A 16,084-nucleotide genomic window follows, 5' to 3' on the forward strand; every position below is an offset into this window, starting at 1 on the left:
CCTATGGAGAGAGCAGCGATTCGCTGCGGGCGGTGTAGCCGGCTTGACGCAGGGCTTCAACGGCGGCTTGGGCATTGTTAACCCAAAATTGGGATCCCATTCTCACCCAAAGGGTATGGGGATGGGCGGTGATGGCAGCCACGACAGGAATGCGATTTTCTTCTTTAATTTCCGAGCGTTGGCGAGCGATTAGCGTCTGTAAACGGTATCGATCCTCCAGTGTCCCGGCAGAGTCGAGAGGGATCTCCACCGTTACCCAGCTAACAGATTCAATCGGTTGCAAATCTTCCACAATCAGTTGCACCTGTTCATCCCGCTGATCCACTTTGGCCCAGACCCACAGCCGTTGATCCACCTCCAGGCAACCGCGCAAACGTTCGTAGGTTTTGGGAAAGATCACCGCTTCACAACTGCCGGTGAGATCTTCCAGTTGCAAAATGGCCATGCGATCCCCTTTCTTGGTTGTGACATTTTTAATGGCAGTCACCAGGGCGAGAACGCCCACAGAGGCATCGGCTGCGCAGCCGCCCAAGTCAGCTAGGTTTACAGGGGCCAGCAGTCGCGCTTGCTCCTGAATGCGCCGCAGCGGATGATCCGAGACATAAAACCCCAGCAGCTCCCGTTCTAGCCTCAACTTTTCCTGAGGTGGAAAATCTTCAGTAGCCGGCCCACGCGGAGCCTCCACAAATCCATTGCCGGCGCTGCTATTGCTCCCCAATAGATCGAACAAGCTGGCTTGGCCGATGGCTTTGGACTTGGCTCGCTGCGCTGCCCAACTGAGGATGGGATCCAAATCGGCAATTAGTTGTTTACGATTTCCAGAAATACAATCAAAAGCGCCCGCACAAATCAGGGCCTCCAGGGCACGACGGTTAACAATGCGCAGATCCACCCGCTGGCAAAAATCCGCCAGAGAGGTGAAGGGGCCATCAGCTTGACGGGCAGCCAAAATGTTTTGAATGGCCCCCTCCCCTACATTCTTCACTGCCCCCAGACCAAACAAAATGCTGGATCCCTGGGGAGTAAAGTCCATTCCAGAACGGTTGATATCCGGCGGCTGAATTTGGATCCCAATTGACAAGCAATAGGTAATGTAGCGCTGTACCTTGTCCTGATCTCCCCCCACAGAAGAGAGCAAGGCTGCCATATATTCCGTTGGGTAATTGGCCTTGAGGTAAGCTGTTTGAAAAGTAATCAACCCATAGGCAGTAGAATGCGATTTATTGAAGCAATACTCGGCAAAAGCAACCATTTGATCAAACAATTCTGTGGCAACTTCTTGGCTTACACCCCGCTTGGCTGCCCCCTGCACAAATTGCTCGCGGTGTTTCTCCATCTCGGAGACTTTCTTTTTCCCCATCGCTCGCCGCAGCAGATCGGCTTGGCCTAAGGTGTATCCGGCCATGTCTTGGGCAATGCGCATGATCTGTTCCTGGTAGAGGATGGCTCCGTAGGTATCCTGAAGAATGGGCTTGAGGAGTTCGTGGGCATAGGTTACCGGTTTGCGACCGTGCTTGCGATCGATAAAGTCGGGGATCATTCCCGTATCCAATGGGCCTGGCCGGTACAAGGCCAATACTGAAGAAATATCTTCCAGGTTGGAAGGTTTGAGCTCCCGCACCACCTGCTTCATGCCAGAAGATTCCAGTTGGAAGATCCCTTCCAGCTCTCCCTTTTCCAAAAGCTGGTAGGTTTTCTTGTCGTCTAGGGGTAGGTTATCCAGATCTATATTGACGCCATTGTGTTCTCGGATCAGTTCCACTGCCCGCTGAATCATCGTCAGGTTGCGCAGACCCAAAAAGTCCATCTTCAGCAAGCCCAAAGACTCGATATCTTCCATCGAGTACTGGGTGATAATTTGGCCTTCATTGTTGTACTGCAGAGGCACGATCTCATCTAAGGGATCCTTAGCAATCACCACACCGGCAGCGTGAACCCCGAAGGTTTTGTTGGTGCCCTCCAACAAACGTGCCAGCTCGATCCAGCGGTGGGTGGTTGGGTCTTTCTCGTATTTTTCTTTGAACTCTGGAGCCGGAGTATCCTCGCCAATCATCTCTTCCAATTTTGCGGGCTTGCCTCGGGATACCGGGATCAATTTTGCCATTTTGTCGGCTTCTGAGTAGGGAATGTCTAAGACTCGACCGACATCCTTGAGAATGGCTTTAGAGGTCATGCGGTTAAAGGTGATGATCTGGGCGACTCGCTCTTGGCCGTATTTGCGGGTCACATAGTCGATCAGCTCTCCCCGCCGCTCGATGCAAAAATCCGTATCGATATCCGGCATCGATTGACGTTCTGGATTGAGAAATCGCTCAAACAGTAGGCCGTATTTAACCGGGTCAATGTTGGTAATTTGTAGGGCATAGGCCACCAGGGATCCTGCTGCCGAGCCTCGCCCCGGCCCCACCGGGATCCCCTGCTCGCGGGCATAGCGAACGTAGTCCCAGACCACCAGGAAATAGCTGGAGAAGCCCTTTTGTTGGATGATGTTCAGCTCAAAGCGCAGGCGCTCCTGGTAGTTTTGGGGGATCTGATCCGGCTGAGCAACACCGCAGCGCTTCGCCAGCCCCTGCCAGGCCAATTCTGTGAGATAGCTATCGGCAGAATGGCCCGGTGGAACCGGGTAGTCGGGCATGCGCATTTCCCCAAATAGGTCATAGCCCTCGATCTTTTCCAGCACCTTCAGGGTGTTGGCGATGGCCTCGTCAATCACCTCCTGTTCCAAATGGTCACGGCAGAGACGGCGCATCTCTTCTGGGCTTTTCAGGTATTCGGTTCCGGTGTAGCGAAGGCGATTTTTTTCAGTAAGGGATTTGCCTGTTTGAATGCAGAGCAGCGCATCGTGGGCCTCTACATCCCAGCAGGAAATAAAATGGCTATCGTTGGTGAGGATGATCGGGATCCCCAATTCGCGGGCGATGCGCACCAACTGCACATTGACAAAGCGATCTTCTTGATAACCGTGATCCTGAATCTCAATGTAATAATCATCCCCAAACTGCTCTTGGTACCAAGCGGCAACTTCACGGGCAATTTCTGGCCGCCGCTGCAAAATAGCTTGAGGCACTTCTCCTGCCAAGCAGCCGCTGGTGACGATCAGCCCTTCTTTGTATTGCACCAAATACTCTTTGTTGATGCAGGGGCGAGAGAAAATCCCTTTCCCTTGAATGCCATGTAGATGGGAAATGGTGGTTAGCTTCACTAAGTTTTTGTAGCCCTGGGTATTTTTGGCCAGAACCACTTGGTGATACTTGGGGTACTTGCGGCTTTTGTCGCGGATATCGCCGTTGATTACATACATTTCATTGCCGATGATTGGAGTAATCCCTTTGCTTTTACACAGTTTCACCAGCTCTAACGCCCCATACATGACACCGTGATCCGTCAGGGCCAGCCCCGGCAAACCCATAGCCACCACCTGCTCGATCAGACGCGGCAATTGGCTGGCGCCATCCAAGAGGCTGTATTCGCTGTGGAGATGCAAAGGAACAAAAGACATGGCAACGCTATGGATAGTGGGATCCCTTTAACCTTAACTCAGCGTGTCCATTTCTCGACTGCCCGCAGATGCCGCTACAGTAAAGTCAGCTGATGTTTTTTCCCTTTTCTTGAATTTATGGATGCTCCCATTCGCCTCACCCAGTACTCCCACGGCGGTGGCTGCGGCTGTAAAATTGCCCCGGCCCTGCTGCAACAAATTCTTAAGGATGTGCCCCTGCTATCCCCAAATCCGGCTTTGTTGGTGGGAGCTGAAACCAGCGATGATGCGGCTGTCTATCAACTAAACGACCACCAAGCCCTAATTTTGACCACCGACTTCTTCATGCCGATTGTGGATGAGCCGGTGGATTTTGGTCGGATCGCGGCAACCAATGCCCTTTCCGATGTCTACGCGATGGGGGGCACTCCCATTCTGGCTTTGGCGGTTTTGGGCATGCCGGTCAATACCCTGCCGATGCAGGCCATCCAAGGGATCATGGCCGGAGGGATCCAGGTTTGCCAAGAAGCCGGGATCCCTTTGGCAGGGGGGCACTCCATCGATTCGCCGGAGCCCATCTTCGGCTTGGTGGCAGCAGGTTTGGCCCATCCACACCACATTCGCCGCAATGCCACGGCCCAAGCCGGGGACGATCTGATCCTGACCAAGCCGCTGGGGATCGGGGTGATGACCACCGCTCTGAAAAAGGGTCAGCTCAGTGCGGCAGGCTACGCGGAAGTTTTGCAGGTGATGACCCAGCTGAATCGCATCGGCTCGCAACTGGCTCGGCGACCGCAAGTTCACGCCATGACGGATGTAACAGGGTTTGGCCTGGTGGGACACTTGCTGGAAGTCTGTCGCGGCTCGGGGGTGGGGGCCAGTTTGGATCTGGCTTCCATTCCGTTTTTGGCAGAAGCGCTCTCGCTGGCAGAGGCGGGGATCTTTCCAGGGGCGGCTCGTCGCAATTGGCAGGGCTATGAGGGGGTACAGGCAGAATCCCTGCCCGAGTGGCAGCAACTGCTGCTGGCAGATCCCCAAACCAGCGGGGGCTTGCTGGTGGCGGTGGATCCCGGCTACACCTCAGACCTCTTGCAAGAGCTGCACAGTGCCGGCTATCCCTACGCCCGTCGCATTGGCCGATGCCAAGCTGGAGACACCAGAATCCATGTTACCGGCAAGATCAGCCTCAGCCCAGCGGCAGCCTGAAGAAGACCCTCTGGCAATACTCACCATGCAAAGTCTCATGCAAAGTCTCGATAGAGGGCTCAGTATGAAGATTGCGTCAAGCAGCTCTGAGAAAGTTAAAGATATCATGTAAGGCAAGGGAAGGTTAGGATATCCTGAGATCTATGAGCGAGCTTCCCCCCAGCCGTAGTCTGGTTCAGCGAGTTGAGCCTGGCCAGCTGATTCGAACCCTCAGCAGTGGGCAATTGCTGATGGTGGATCCCCAGCGGCACAACGCCCTGATCATCTGCAAGACGTTTCATGCTGAGTTTGCCGGGCCGGGTGCTGCGGTGGGGGGGCCATTGGATGTGGAGTCCGGCGGCGTTGTCCCCATTGGGGATGTGGTTTTGCTGCATCCGCAAGACCACCAAGAGCGGCAAAGTGCCTATGCCAAGCGGCTGCACTGGATGCGTTGGCTGCAGCAAATCACCGATAATCCTCTGCCGGCGCAACGGGCGCGGATTTTGCTCTTTAGCTTAGAGGAATTTTTCTCTGCGGATTTGGTCAGCCAATTGCCAGATGACATTTTGGCACGGCTGGTGGGGGTGCTGCCCCAGACGGTTGCTGCGGTGCGGATGGAGATGATGGCCCGCTATAGCCCCAGCTATTCCTTGGCAGGCTGAGCTTGTCTTGGACTGGGGAAGGGACTCGTCCTGCTGATGGGAATCGGTGACAGGCTGCCGGCCCTCACCTCTAGCCCCTCTCTGCAACTGGAACAAGACACGATCAGCTACACTGAAAGCCAATTTGCGTTGGCATTTGGTTCAACTGGACTCGACTGGAATCTCTGCCTTATGCAGTGGTGGAAACGGCTTCGCCGCAATCGATGGGCCCAAGCAGGAGCCTACATTCTTCTTGTTTTCTACGCCTGCGCCATTTTTGCCGAGTTCGTTGCCCCCTACAGCCCACTGGAATCTCAACCGGGGGGATCCCTTCTGCCGCCCACCGCCATTCACTTTTGGGATGAATCGGGCGCTTGGATTGGGCCCCACGTTTATCCAACCCGCCAGGGGCCAGTGGATCTGGAAACGGGAGAACGCCCGCTCTTGGTGGATACCAGCCGTCCAGCCGGGATCCGCTTGTTTGTGGCCGGTACTCCCTACCGTTGGTTGGGGTTGATCCCCTCCAATCGGCATCTGTTCGGCACCGTCCCGCTGCGGCCTGTTGCAGAAGAGGGACAGGTGGGATCGCAAATCAGCGAAGAGCCACATCTGGCACGGCTGCACCTGCTGGGCACCGATGATCAAGGTCGAGACTATTTCAGTCGCTTGGTCTATGGTGGGCGCGTCAGCCTGTTTATCGGCTTGGTGGGCATTGGCATCTCTTTCCCCATTGGTCTGCTGGTGGGGGCCATATCCGGCTACCTTGGGGGCTGGGTGGATACGCTCCTGATGCGCTTGGCAGAGGTGTTGATGTCGATTCCGACGCTGTATCTGCTGGTGTCGCTGGCAGCGGTGTTGCAGGTAAATCCGCTTACCGGGGTGCCTTTCAGCAATGCCGAGCGCTTCTTGGTGATTGTGGTGATCCTCTCTTTTGTGGGTTGGGCGGGCCTAGCCAGGGTGATTCGTGGGCAGGTGCTGTCCTTGCGAGAGCGGGACTTTGTGCAGGCAGCGCGGGTAGCCGGGGCTGGATCCCTGTATCTGCTGGTGCGCCATATTTTGCCCCAGACAGCTACTTATGTGGTGATCTCGGCAACCTTGGCGGTGCCCGGCTACATTGCGGCAGAGTCGGTGCTGAGCCTCATCGGGTTGGGGATCCAACAGCCGGATGCCTCTTGGGGCAACATGCTCTCGCTGGCCACCAACGCTTCGGTGATCATCCTACAGCCCTGGCTGGTGCTGGCCCCCACTTTGATGGTGGTGCTGACCTCTCTATCCTTTAACCTGCTGGGGGATGGTTTGCGGGACGCCCTCGATCCTCGGGAAGGGTGAGCTGCTTCCCCATTGCGCCGAGTGAGGGGAATGGAGTGGCCTGCAAATCACCGCTTTCCGTCGGGATAGAGCCGGTTTAGACCCTTGCGAGCCTTAGCATGGACATCCAGGGTGGCATCCATTTTCAGGATCTGCCGGTAAACTTGCTCGGCACGAGCCACTTCCCCTTCCTGTTCCAACTTTTCTCCTAGCTTGAGCAAGTTTTGGGCTGAGAGATCTGCCCAAGGATTCTGTTCGGTTGTTGGCTCCTGCAGTTGCCGCAGCTCTTCTAGGCGCTCTTGCACCATCGGTCGTAACAGCCAAGAGTCATCCAGATCCAAAACCTCTCGGTAGTAGCGCTGGGCCTCTTTAAAGTTCTTTTGCTCGTCGTAGGCTTCCGCCAGTTGTAGCGCCAGTTCCGCTGTGGGCTGATCCTTAAACTGGCGATGCAGTTGGTTCAGTCGCCGCACAAAGGGGGATCCCTGCTGCGGGTTTTTCAAATCCGGGGCGTGCTGAACCGGCAGATAGTCGTCCCTCTCCGCCGATGGTTGAGGGGAAGGGGCAGGCTCTGCAGCTTGAGGTCGAAGGGGCGCTTGGCGGCTGATGCTTTTGGGATCGATGGGGGTGGGCTTGTAAACCCAAATTGGCTGATCCGGAGGAGATGCGGGTGGGGTTGGGCGTGGGATCGGCTGCGGCAAGGGAATGGTCTTGCGATCCGGCGGTTCAGGAGATGGCTGCTTCAGCTCCTCAAGGGTGCTGGGAGGTTTGGGGGCCTGAAATTGAATCGCTTTGGGAGTCTCCCTGCGCTCTTGGGCCAATTCTCGGTACAGAGCGGCCAATTGAAGGTAACCCGCCTCCTCGTAGGCGGTGGCCAGCCAACGGGCATTCTCTGGGCTGGGATCCGCACGATAAGCTCGCCGGAGCAACTGCAAAGCAGTGCCGTAGTTGCGCTCTCGAATGGCTGCCCGTCCCAAACTCGCTGAGCTGACCCCGATGGTATCGCTGGCCATAGTCCCCCATCTATCTTGGCGCCGACAATAGAGCTAAGAGTCAAGGCTGAGCTGCTGATAATTCAGGTTTTCCAAGCCAGCCACGTGGGTTGACGCTTGCTTAATATAACTGGATTCCTTGGCCATAGCATACCCTCACCAGCCGGGATGTTATCTGCTCGGACAGCTCCCTCTTGTTGAGATCTCTCGCTTTATATCAATTCAATGTCGATATTGAGGGTGGGATTGGATTGAGATCTGGATGCCAAGTTAACTTTCGGGCTAGCTTGTATTCAGAGCTTCAGCAGCAACAGGTTCTGACGCCAACATGATCCAAGACTTTCGAGAGCGGTACCCCATGGGCAGCTTGCTCACCGATCTGTTGCGGGTGGAAGAAGGGATCTACATTGTCAGAGCCCAGGTGGTGGTGAACAACACGGTTTTGGGCAGTGGCATGGCTGGCTCGAACACCGTCGAAGAGGCGGAAGATGCTGCCTTGAAGCGCGCCCTCCACCACGCAGGATTTGGTCGCCCCACTTCCTCTTTGAGTTTGGGCATGGATTCTGCTGCCGCCAGGGTGCCTTATCTGCCAACTCCTGAGTTGGCCAACGGACACGCTCAGTCTTCCCCTGCTTCTCCAGCCCCCGAGTCGATAGGGATCCCTGCAAAGCCAAGTTCCCCAGAGCTGCCCGGTCTAAGTGAGCCGGCGGCCTATGGAGATGACCTATCGGACATCATTGCCCAAACGGATGTGGAGATGCAGCGCATTGGCTGGGGCCGCAAGGAAGGACAAGAGTTTTTGGAACGTCGCTTTCAGAAGAAATCTCGCCACCAACTCAGCGACGCCGAGCTGCGGGAGTTTTTGCGTTATCTCAAACAGCAGCCCTCCCGCCTCAGCAGTGAACCCCGCTTTTGAAGTCTTCTCGGCCTTGCCGCCAAGATCTCGGGATCTGGAGATCTGGCAACTCCTATCTTCCAACTAGGGTTGTTCCGAGCCCGTTCAAGTAGCCTCTGACCCTTGCCCCCGGCCCCTCTGGAAGGGGGAGTTGGGAATCAAGCCAGCCAACTGTTTTACTGCTAGTTGGCTGCTACTTGGAATAAGCCCGTTCTACCGTCGGTGTCTTGCTGCTGCTGAAGCTAGGGCGCACCTACAATCACGCTGGTGTCTTCCATTTGCTTCACGACCGTTTCTCCCCCTTCCGAGAGCACAACCCGTCGCTCTGGCACCGATACTCCGGCCACCTTGGCGGTTTGGTAGTTTTGCCCGGCCTGCACCACAGCGGGAATGACACCTGGGCCAGAAACCAGAGCAAAGGACTCGCCGCCGATCTGTATCATCCCGGAAACCTGTACACTGCGGGCAAAGGCAGCCGGGTCGGGGGTAGGCGTTGGGATCGGGGTGGCCACGGCTACAGGGGCGCCATTGCCGCTGCCAGGAGGGGGCAAAACCGGAGGTGGAGGCAGGGGCGGCAGGACAATCTGCGGTTCAGGAGCACGCACGTTTTGAGGCACAAAGGGATCCACACGGCCAGCCCCACTCAAGGCCCGCTGGGTTTCCTGCTCTCGATCCACTGGCGGGATCAGGCTAGAGGCAGCTTGGGTAGCCTGCAGAAGGGAGGGCACCGGCGGCGGGGGTTGATCGGGGGCGGTCTGGCCAAAGCCGGCAGGCAAGTTCACCGTTTGTTGCCGGGCGAGAGCTTGCATCTGGCTGGCTCCGCGGGCCAAGGTGGCGCTCATATCCTGTTCCCAAGTCCCTGCAGCATTCAGCCGCATGATCACAGGGCTGGTTCCCCCCCGAGACTCCACCCAAATTTCCGCTTCTGTGTCGCTCAATCGCCGCGAGCTGAGGATCCGGGATCCCGGAGCCAAGAGGGGCCGAAGCGCCAGTTCGGCCTCAGGAACAGCCTGTTCGTTGGCCAGAGCCGGGAACCAACGGGGGGCCAAAAACGCAACGCCCCCTGCCAACAGCAGGCCGGCTACAAGAAAGCAGGACAATGGGCGAGCAGGCAGCGATTTCAGCATAGAGACCACCGGGAGAGCATGACTCTAGTCAATAATAAGCTCAACTATACTGAAAATAATGTATAATATGTTCAGTACGGATTACTACCAGTTAATCTTTCTGTTTACTTTCGAGTCTGCCAACATGGTAGCCAAAGCAAAGCAGAAAATTGGTAGTAAGACGACACGGAAACTGCGCTTTGGGTATTCTACTCAAAGCTTTGCGGGATACCGCCATTCTGGTTGGAAACAAACAGAATGCTATCGCTGCATAGTTGAACAGTGATGTTCAGCAGTGTTCAGCGTAAATGTATCAGCCTCGTATCCTCTCCACCAAAATATCCAAAATCTTCGTGATGGGGCCAAGTCAACCTGCTTTTCTCGACAACAGTGCTAGGATTTGTCGATCGAAACAGTGGCACCATGTCCCCAGAGATCCCGACCGGGCCAGACAAAGACGGCCTCTGTCCAAGCGCAGCCTCGTTTGCCATACTGAAGAAAGATTGTAAATATTTGTTAACGCCATGACTGTCTCTGCTTTGGATCCCGCCAACCCCGCCCGTTTACAGGAGATCGCTCAACGCTTGCGCAGCCCGCGTTCTGCAGACCGGATGGTGGCCTTGGCCCAGTTGCGGGATGTGCCGGCAGAGCAGGCGGTGCCGCTGATTTTGCAGGTCATCGACGATGAGAACCTGCAGGTGCGCTCTTTTGCCGTCTTTGCCCTGGGGATCAAGCAAACGGACGCCTGTCTGCCCAAATTGCTGGAAATCCTCACCCAAGACCCGGATTATGGCATTCGCGCCGACGCGGCAGGTGCCCTGGGCTATTTGGAAGATCCGCGGGCTTTTGAGGCCCTGGTGCGCGCCTTTTACGAAGATGTGGAGTGGCTGGTGCGCTTCAGCGCGGCGGTGGCCTTGGGGAACTTGAAGGATCCGCGGGCTTACGAGGTGCTTCTGCGAGCCTTGGATGGGCCGGAGGTTTTGCTGCAGCAAGCGGCCATCGCGGCTTTGGGGGAATTGGGGGATCTGCGGGCGTTGGATCGGATTCTGGAGTTTGCCCAATCGGAAGATTGGCTGGTGCGGCAGCGGCTGGCCCAGGCCTTGGGCAATTTGCCCTCTCCCAAGAGCGTTTCTGCTCTCAACTACCTGGCCAGGGATCCCCACGATAGCGTTGCGGCGGCGGCTCTGGATTCGCTGCGGCGCTTGCGGCAAAGGGGCATCTCAGAAACCACCCCTGAGAAGGGATCCGGGCCAGCCAATTCTGAGGAAGGCTAAAGTAAAGATCCCGGCTCAGCTTGTTCCGGGTTCCCCAATCCCCAGAGAGAGGCCTCCTCTGTTTCCGGCTGAGCCTTTCTTTTCCTAGGATCCCTTGTCTCAATGGTTATCAGCCCCCACTCATCGGTTTCACCTGTTGCATCCCCGTCGCGGCCCCGCATTGTGGCGGCCCTTTCTGGGGGTGTGGATAGCTCTACGGTGGCGGCCCTTTTGCAGGAACAGGGCTACGCCGTGGAGGGGGTCACCCTCTGGCTCATGAGGGGGAAGGGGCAGTGCTGTACCGAAGGCTTGGTGGATGCGGCAGCTGTTTGTGAGCAGCTGGGGATCCCGCACCATGTGGTGGATAGCCGCGAGCTGTTCCAGGCCAACATTGTCGATTACCTGGTAGCCGGCTACGCGGAGGGCATTACTCCCCTGCCCTGCTCCCAATGCAACAAAACGGTGAAGTTCGGCCCCCTGCTGGCCTATGCCCGCGAAAAGCTGGGCATCTCCCAGATTGCCACCGGCCACTACGCACGGGTGCGCTTGGACACCGAATCGGGGCGCTATCAACTGCTGCGGGCGGTGGATCGGCAAAAGGATCAGTCCTATTTCCTCTACGACCTCAGCCAAGAGCACCTAGCCCATAGCCTCTTCTCCTTGGGCGAGTACACCAAGGCCCAAACCCGTCAGTTGGCTGCCCGCTACGGGCTGGTTACAGCCGACAAGCCCGAAAGCCAGGATCTCTGCTTGATTGAAACCTATGGCTCGATGCGGAGCTTTTTGGATCAGTACCTTGGGCAAAGGCCAGGGGAAATCGTCGATACCCAGGGGCGAGTGCTGGGATCCCATGAGGGCATCCACCACTACACGGTGGGCCAGCGCAAGGGGTTGGGGATTGCCTCTTCCCGTCCGCTTTACGTGGTGCGCATCGATGCGGCCATGAACCGCGTTGTCGTGGGGGAACGGGAGGAGGCTACCCAGGCTGAAGCGTGGGTAAGCCAAGTCAACTGGGTCTCTATCCCGGCGCCGACGGCATCCTTGGCTGTTGAGGTTCAGGTGCGCTACCGTACCCCCCCAGTGCCCGCCATGGTGATCCCGGAATCGCCAGAGCGGGTAAAGCTGCAGTTTGCCGAGCCGCAGTTTGGGGTCACTCCTGGCCAAGCCGCCGTCTGGTACCACGGGGATCTCCTGCTGGGGGGAGGGATCCTGGAGCGCCCTTCTCCCTAGGCCAACTGCAACTTCCCTCTCGCCAGGGGGGAAGGATTGGGGGTGAGGGCAAGCCAAACTACGCTGCTTGCGCTTGCAGCTGCTGCAGGGATCGGAACAGGAGCACCGTGTAGACATTGAAGATAGGCGTGACTGCCGTGAAAGCGACAAACCCGACCACAACTGCTAAGAGAGCTACCACAGGCGCCCAAACCAGAAGCGCAAGTCCTATGATGTCGGTATTACCCCCAGTTACAACTGCAGCTAGGGTAGCTCCCAAGATCGCCACAACAAAAGGCAAAAGCAGGATTGAGATGCCGAAGATCAAAACCACGACCAGGAATGCCCAAAACACCCCCCACCAACGGCCCCTGACCAGGTTCCAACTGTAGCCCAACCCTTCTGTGGCACCCTTGTCCTCCAGGGCAATTGCGCAGAGGGTGAAAGCTAGCCTTACCCGGCAATAGATGCCGGGAAACACAAACAGCTGCATCCCTAGTGAGGAAATCAGATTCACCAGGAGGCTGCCGAATATCAGAGGCACTGCCTTAGAGAAAGCCTGATCCAAGCTATTGCCCAGCAAGGGAGTTCGCTGCTTCAAGTGCTGATCCACCAGCCAAAAGGCTGCTCCTGTCAAGATGGGCGCGCCGACTAGGACATAGGCCAGGAGGAGCAAGGAGAGGATCATCCCGAGGGAAGGTGAGGTCAGACCTACAACGAAGAACGCGATATGGCTAGAAGAGGTCAGGATCAGCAGCGGCCAGTAGATGGGACCTACCAACTCAAACGACCGCCGCAAGAGCAGAATCGGGCTAAGGGTGGCGCTTTGCATGGCAGAGGGATCCTCGTGGGCAGCCCAGTCCACCCCCTTCATACCACGGGATCTCACCTAGGACATCTTGGGTTGAGCCGAAATCCCAAAAAGGGATCCCTTCTCATCTCAAAGCTAGGCACGGGGAGCACCCTTTTTGCTATCCCCAATGGGGGCAAAAGCGGAAACTAGGAGGCTGCTTGCCCCTTCAATCGTTGCAGGGATCGGAACAGGAGCACCAAATAGACCCAGAAGATGGGCTGAACGGCTGTGGCAGCGGCAGCCCTAACTACGTTCACCACAGAGTCGCCAAAATCAGCCACAACTCTACTGACAAGTACAACAACCCCAAAACCGAGAATAAAGTCCCCAATCAGAAGGGCCCAAAACACGCCCCACCAACGACCTTTGACGAGATTCCAACTGTAGCGCAGCCCTCCTGTAGTTCCTTGATTTTCTAGAGCAATGGCACAAAACGTGAAAGCCAGCTTAACCCTTACATAAATGCCTGGGATGATCAGAAAGATGAAGGCAAGGAAAGAGAGGAGTGCTGCTAAGAGGGTGCCCAGAACTAGAGGCACTGCCTTCGAGACAGCTCGGTTGAGGCTGTTGCCCAGCAGGGGAGCTTGCCGCTTCAGGTGCTGATCCACCAGCCACAAGGCTGCTCCGCCTAGGATCGGTGCAACAACAATGAAGAGGATCCCCCCGAGAAGTGGGATCAGCTCCGCGACGATGAGAATGACAAAGCCAGGAGAAGCCAGGATCAGCAGCGGCCAGTAGATGGGGCCTACGACTTCAAACGACCGCCGCAAGAGCAGAATCGGGTTAAGGGTGGCGTTGTGCATGGCGGAGAGATCCTCCTGGGCAATCCGATCCACTCCCTTCATACCACGGGATCTCACCTAGGACATCTCGGGTTGAGCCGAAATCCCAAGAAGGGATCCCTTCTCATCTCAAAGCCAGGCACGGGGAACCCCCTTTTTGCTATCCCCAATAGGAGACCGCCTGCCCCTTCAATTGTTGCAGGGATCGGAACAGGAGCACGACGTAGACATTCAGGATAGGCACGACTGCCGTGATGGCAGCAATCCCAGCCACAGGGCTTCCAGCTTCCACGATTCTGTCAGCAAAGGTCTCAGCGGAAGGCGAAATCACACCTACCGTGAAGCCAAAGATGAAAGCTCCAGCAAAAGGTGCCACAATCATTGCCATGAAGACAACCATAAGAAGTGCCCAAAACACTCCCCACCAGCGACCCTTGACAAGGTTCCAACTGTAGCCCAACCCTTCTGTGACTCCTTTGTCTTCCAAAACAATCGCGCAGAGAGCGAAAGCCAGCCTTACCCCCCAGTAGATGCCGGGAAGTACAAGCAGCAGCATCCCCAGCGAGACAATCAACACCAACAGGATGTTGGCGAATACCAGAGGTACTGCCTTCGAGGCAGCTCGGTCGAGGCTGTTGCCCAGTAGGGGAGCTTGCCCCTTCAGGTGCTGATCCACCAGCCACAAGGCTGCTCCTGTCAGGATGGGCATGCCGATTAGGATATAGGCCAAGCTAAAGATTCCCCCGAAAAGTGGGATCAGTTCCGCGATGATGGCAATGACGACAAAGCCAGGAGAGGCCAGGATCAGCAGCGGCCCATAGATGGGGCCTACCAACTCAAACGATCGCTGCAGGAGCGGGATTGGGCTAAGGGTGGCGTTTTGCATGGCGGAGGGATCCTCGTCGGCATCCAGTCCACCCCCTTCATACCACGGGATCCCGGCTTTGGTTCGGGGAGTAGAGTTAAGAAAGTCTACATTGCTTTTTTTTACAGATCTAGGCCGATTTTTGCAGGATCCATGCTGCTGCCTGTTCGCCGCTGCGCAGTGATCCCTCGATGCTGCTCTGGTGGGTGTATTCCCCAGCCCAGAGAAGGCCTGGCAGACCGCTATAGGTGGGAACCAAATGCTGCTGGAAGCTAGGCGGCTGCAAAAACTGGGCAAAAGGGATGCGATACACCCGCAGCAGGCGCAACTGTTTCAAGGGGGCTTTGGGAAAATAGACCTGCAGCTCGGCCCGACAGGTTTGGGCCAGCTCCTCGTCGCTTAAGGGGGGATCCCCCAATACTGTCACCGAATAGAGGTGTTGGCCAGGAGGAGCCAGTGCCGGGCTGATGCGGGTGAGCTGAACCCAGTGGTTGATCCTGCCTTGGACGCCAGCGTTGAGGTACAAGTAGGCGCCGCGGGCTAGAGAAAAGGGAGCGCAGAAGTAGAGGCAGGTAACCGACCGTCCCTGGGTGGGGATGGGCATAGCGGCATGGGGACAGAGCTCTGCTTGCCAGGCCCGCGCCTGAGGGGCCTCGGTGGCGCAGACCACCCACTCGGCAGGGATCTCCTCTCCGCCGGCGGTGCGGATCCCGCCCACTTTCCCGTCTTCTGCCAGGATGCGCTCCACCGGGGTTTGGTAGCGAATCTGTTCGGGGGACAGGTGACCGGCCAGTTGTCGGGCCAGTTCTCCCATGCCCAAGGCCGGGGTGACAATGGATCCCTCGGCCATCATCTTGAAATAAAAGGCAAAGAGGCGGGCGCTACTGCCCAGATCCGGATCTAGAAGGATCCCGCGGAAAAAGGGGTAGAAAAAGTGCTGGCAGATCTGTTGGGAAAAGCCGTACTGCTCCAGAAACTCCCGCAGCGAGCAATCGGATCCCCCTAGCCCTTCTTGAAAAACCTGCTCCGGGCTGCGGCGCGCCAGCTCGGATCGCAATTGCAGCACCTTGAGCTTGTCCCCAAAGCTGGCCAAGGGGTTGAGCAAAGAGGGGAGAAGGCTGGACAGATCCCGTAGGGGATCCCCCAACAGCCAGCAGCGACCGGGTTGAGCCAAAATAGCGCCGGGCCGGTAGGGACGGGGATCGAGCTTGCCCAGATCCAAATGCTGTCGCACTTTGGGATAGGCGGTGAACAGCACCTGAAAACCGCGATCTAGGCGAAAGCCATCCACCTTGTCGGTACGCACCCGCCCCCCAGGGCCATCGCTTTTTTCCAGAACCAGGACATCCCTCCACCCCGCCTGGCTCAGCACTTTGGCGCAAGCCAAGCCGGCCAACCCCGCCCCAATGATGACAACTTTGCCCATGCTGATACATTTACGCTGAACACTGCTGAACATCACTGTTCAACTATGCAGCGATAGCATTCTGTTTGTTTCCAAACAGAATGGCGGTATCCCG

General features: G+C 56.9%; 13 protein-coding genes. 6 read left to right on the plus strand and 7 right to left on the minus strand.

Annotated features, from left to right (window positions below):
- Position 1: 1 nt before the first annotated feature.
- On the minus strand, positions 2 to 3,499 hold the full coding sequence (locus ACVWYY_RS11590; RefSeq protein WP_457440610.1) for a DNA polymerase III subunit alpha: 3,498 nt from the start codon (positions 3,497 to 3,499) through the stop codon (positions 2 to 4).
- A 117-nt stretch (positions 3,500 to 3,616) separates the two neighbouring features.
- On the opposite strand from ACVWYY_RS11590, the gene selD reads away from it, so the two are divergent.
- From selD to ACVWYY_RS11605, 3 genes are all read left to right on the plus strand, one after another.
- The gene (gene selD, locus ACVWYY_RS11595) at positions 3,617 to 4,684 is read left to right on the plus strand and encodes a selenide, water dikinase SelD (protein ID WP_414406871.1); all 1,068 of its coding nucleotides are present in this window, start codon (positions 3,617 to 3,619) and stop codon (positions 4,682 to 4,684) included.
- A 143-nt stretch (positions 4,685 to 4,827) separates the two neighbouring features.
- The gene (locus ACVWYY_RS11600; protein ID WP_457440612.1) at positions 4,828 to 5,325 is read left to right on the plus strand and encodes a hypothetical protein; all 498 of its coding nucleotides are present in this window, start codon (positions 4,828 to 4,830) and stop codon (positions 5,323 to 5,325) included.
- A gap of 171 nt (positions 5,326 to 5,496) precedes the next feature.
- Positions 5,497 to 6,633: an ABC transporter permease gene (locus tag ACVWYY_RS11605; protein WP_457440614.1), complete on the plus strand. Its 1,137-nt coding sequence runs from the start codon at positions 5,497 to 5,499 to the stop codon at positions 6,631 to 6,633.
- Positions 6,634 to 6,680: 47 nt separating this feature from the next.
- On the opposite strand, the gene ACVWYY_RS11610 is transcribed toward ACVWYY_RS11605, so the two are convergent.
- Entirely contained in the window at positions 6,681 to 7,622 is a 942-nt protein-coding gene (locus ACVWYY_RS11610) for a hypothetical protein (protein WP_457440616.1), read from the minus strand.
- Between the two features lie 307 nt (positions 7,623 to 7,929).
- On the opposite strand from ACVWYY_RS11610, the gene ACVWYY_RS11615 reads away from it, so the two are divergent.
- Positions 7,930 to 8,517 (plus strand): hypothetical protein, encoded by a 588-nt coding sequence (locus ACVWYY_RS11615; protein ID WP_414329849.1) that lies wholly within the window; start codon positions 7,930 to 7,932, stop codon positions 8,515 to 8,517.
- A gap of 221 nt (positions 8,518 to 8,738) precedes the next feature.
- Here ACVWYY_RS11615 and ACVWYY_RS11620 read toward each other — a convergent pair whose 3' ends face one another.
- Entirely contained in the window at positions 8,739 to 9,623 is an 885-nt protein-coding gene (locus ACVWYY_RS11620) for a hypothetical protein (protein WP_457440618.1), read from the minus strand.
- A 503-nt stretch (positions 9,624 to 10,126) separates the two neighbouring features.
- Between ACVWYY_RS11620 and ACVWYY_RS11625 the strand changes: the two genes are divergently transcribed.
- Positions 10,127 to 10,876, plus strand: a complete 750-nt coding sequence (locus ACVWYY_RS11625; protein WP_414413786.1) for a HEAT repeat domain-containing protein — start codon at positions 10,127 to 10,129, stop codon at positions 10,874 to 10,876.
- Between the two features lie 102 nt (positions 10,877 to 10,978).
- Complete coding sequence (mnmA, locus tag ACVWYY_RS11630) at positions 10,979 to 12,085, plus strand: tRNA 2-thiouridine(34) synthase MnmA (protein ID WP_457440620.1); 1,107 nt, start codon at positions 10,979 to 10,981, stop codon at positions 12,083 to 12,085.
- Positions 12,086 to 12,143: 58 nt separating this feature from the next.
- On the opposite strand, the gene ACVWYY_RS11635 is transcribed toward mnmA, so the two are convergent.
- The 4 genes from ACVWYY_RS11635 to ACVWYY_RS11650 all read right to left on the minus strand — a co-directional run bounded on the left by ACVWYY_RS11635 (position 12,144) and on the right by ACVWYY_RS11650 (position 16,023).
- Positions 12,144 to 12,953, minus strand: a complete 810-nt coding sequence (locus tag ACVWYY_RS11635) for a glycerophosphoryl diester phosphodiesterase membrane domain-containing protein (protein ID WP_457440622.1) — start codon at positions 12,951 to 12,953, stop codon at positions 12,144 to 12,146.
- Positions 12,954 to 13,063: 110 nt separating this feature from the next.
- Entirely contained in the window at positions 13,064 to 13,762 is a 699-nt protein-coding gene (locus ACVWYY_RS11640) for a hypothetical protein (RefSeq protein WP_457440624.1), read from the minus strand.
- A 97-nt stretch (positions 13,763 to 13,859) separates the two neighbouring features.
- On the minus strand, positions 13,860 to 14,585 hold the full coding sequence (locus ACVWYY_RS11645; protein WP_457440626.1) for a glycerophosphoryl diester phosphodiesterase membrane domain-containing protein: 726 nt from the start codon (positions 14,583 to 14,585) through the stop codon (positions 13,860 to 13,862).
- A 109-nt stretch (positions 14,586 to 14,694) separates the two neighbouring features.
- A complete protein-coding gene (locus ACVWYY_RS11650) occupies positions 14,695 to 16,023 on the minus strand; it encodes an FAD-dependent oxidoreductase (protein ID WP_457440628.1) in 1,329 nt (442 codons plus the stop codon).
- Positions 16,024 to 16,084 lie beyond the last annotated feature (61 nt).

The sequence above is a fragment of the Thermostichus sp. MS-CIW-34 genome, assembly GCF_054060435.1.

What these genes read in the sequence shown, in the direction of transcription:
- ACVWYY_RS11590 (WP_457440610.1), bottom strand. Translation starts at nt 3,499, where the DNA reads ATGTCTTTTGTTCCTTTGCATCTCCACAGCGAATACAGCCTCTTGGAT.
- selD (WP_414406871.1), top strand. Translation starts at nt 3,617, where the DNA reads ATGGATGCTCCCATTCGCCTCACCCAGTACTCCCACGGCGGTGGCTGC.
- ACVWYY_RS11600 (WP_457440612.1), top strand. Translation starts at nt 4,828, where the DNA reads ATGAGCGAGCTTCCCCCCAGCCGTAGTCTGGTTCAGCGAGTTGAGCCT.
- ACVWYY_RS11605 (WP_457440614.1), top strand. Translation starts at nt 5,497, where the DNA reads ATGCAGTGGTGGAAACGGCTTCGCCGCAATCGATGGGCCCAAGCAGGA.
- ACVWYY_RS11610 (WP_457440616.1), bottom strand. Translation starts at nt 7,622, where the DNA reads ATGGCCAGCGATACCATCGGGGTCAGCTCAGCGAGTTTGGGACGGGCA.
- ACVWYY_RS11615 (WP_414329849.1), top strand. Translation starts at nt 7,930, where the DNA reads ATGATCCAAGACTTTCGAGAGCGGTACCCCATGGGCAGCTTGCTCACC.
- ACVWYY_RS11620 (WP_457440618.1), bottom strand. Translation starts at nt 9,623, where the DNA reads ATGCTGAAATCGCTGCCTGCTCGCCCATTGTCCTGCTTTCTTGTAGCC.
- ACVWYY_RS11625 (WP_414413786.1), top strand. Translation starts at nt 10,127, where the DNA reads ATGACTGTCTCTGCTTTGGATCCCGCCAACCCCGCCCGTTTACAGGAG.
- mnmA (WP_457440620.1), top strand. Translation starts at nt 10,979, where the DNA reads ATGGTTATCAGCCCCCACTCATCGGTTTCACCTGTTGCATCCCCGTCG.
- ACVWYY_RS11640 (WP_457440624.1), bottom strand. Translation starts at nt 13,762, where the DNA reads ATGAAGGGAGTGGATCGGATTGCCCAGGAGGATCTCTCCGCCATGCAC.
- ACVWYY_RS11645 (WP_457440626.1), bottom strand. Translation starts at nt 14,585, where the DNA reads ATGCAAAACGCCACCCTTAGCCCAATCCCGCTCCTGCAGCGATCGTTT.
- ACVWYY_RS11650 (WP_457440628.1), bottom strand. Translation starts at nt 16,023, where the DNA reads ATGTTCAGCAGTGTTCAGCGTAAATGTATCAGCATGGGCAAAGTTGTC.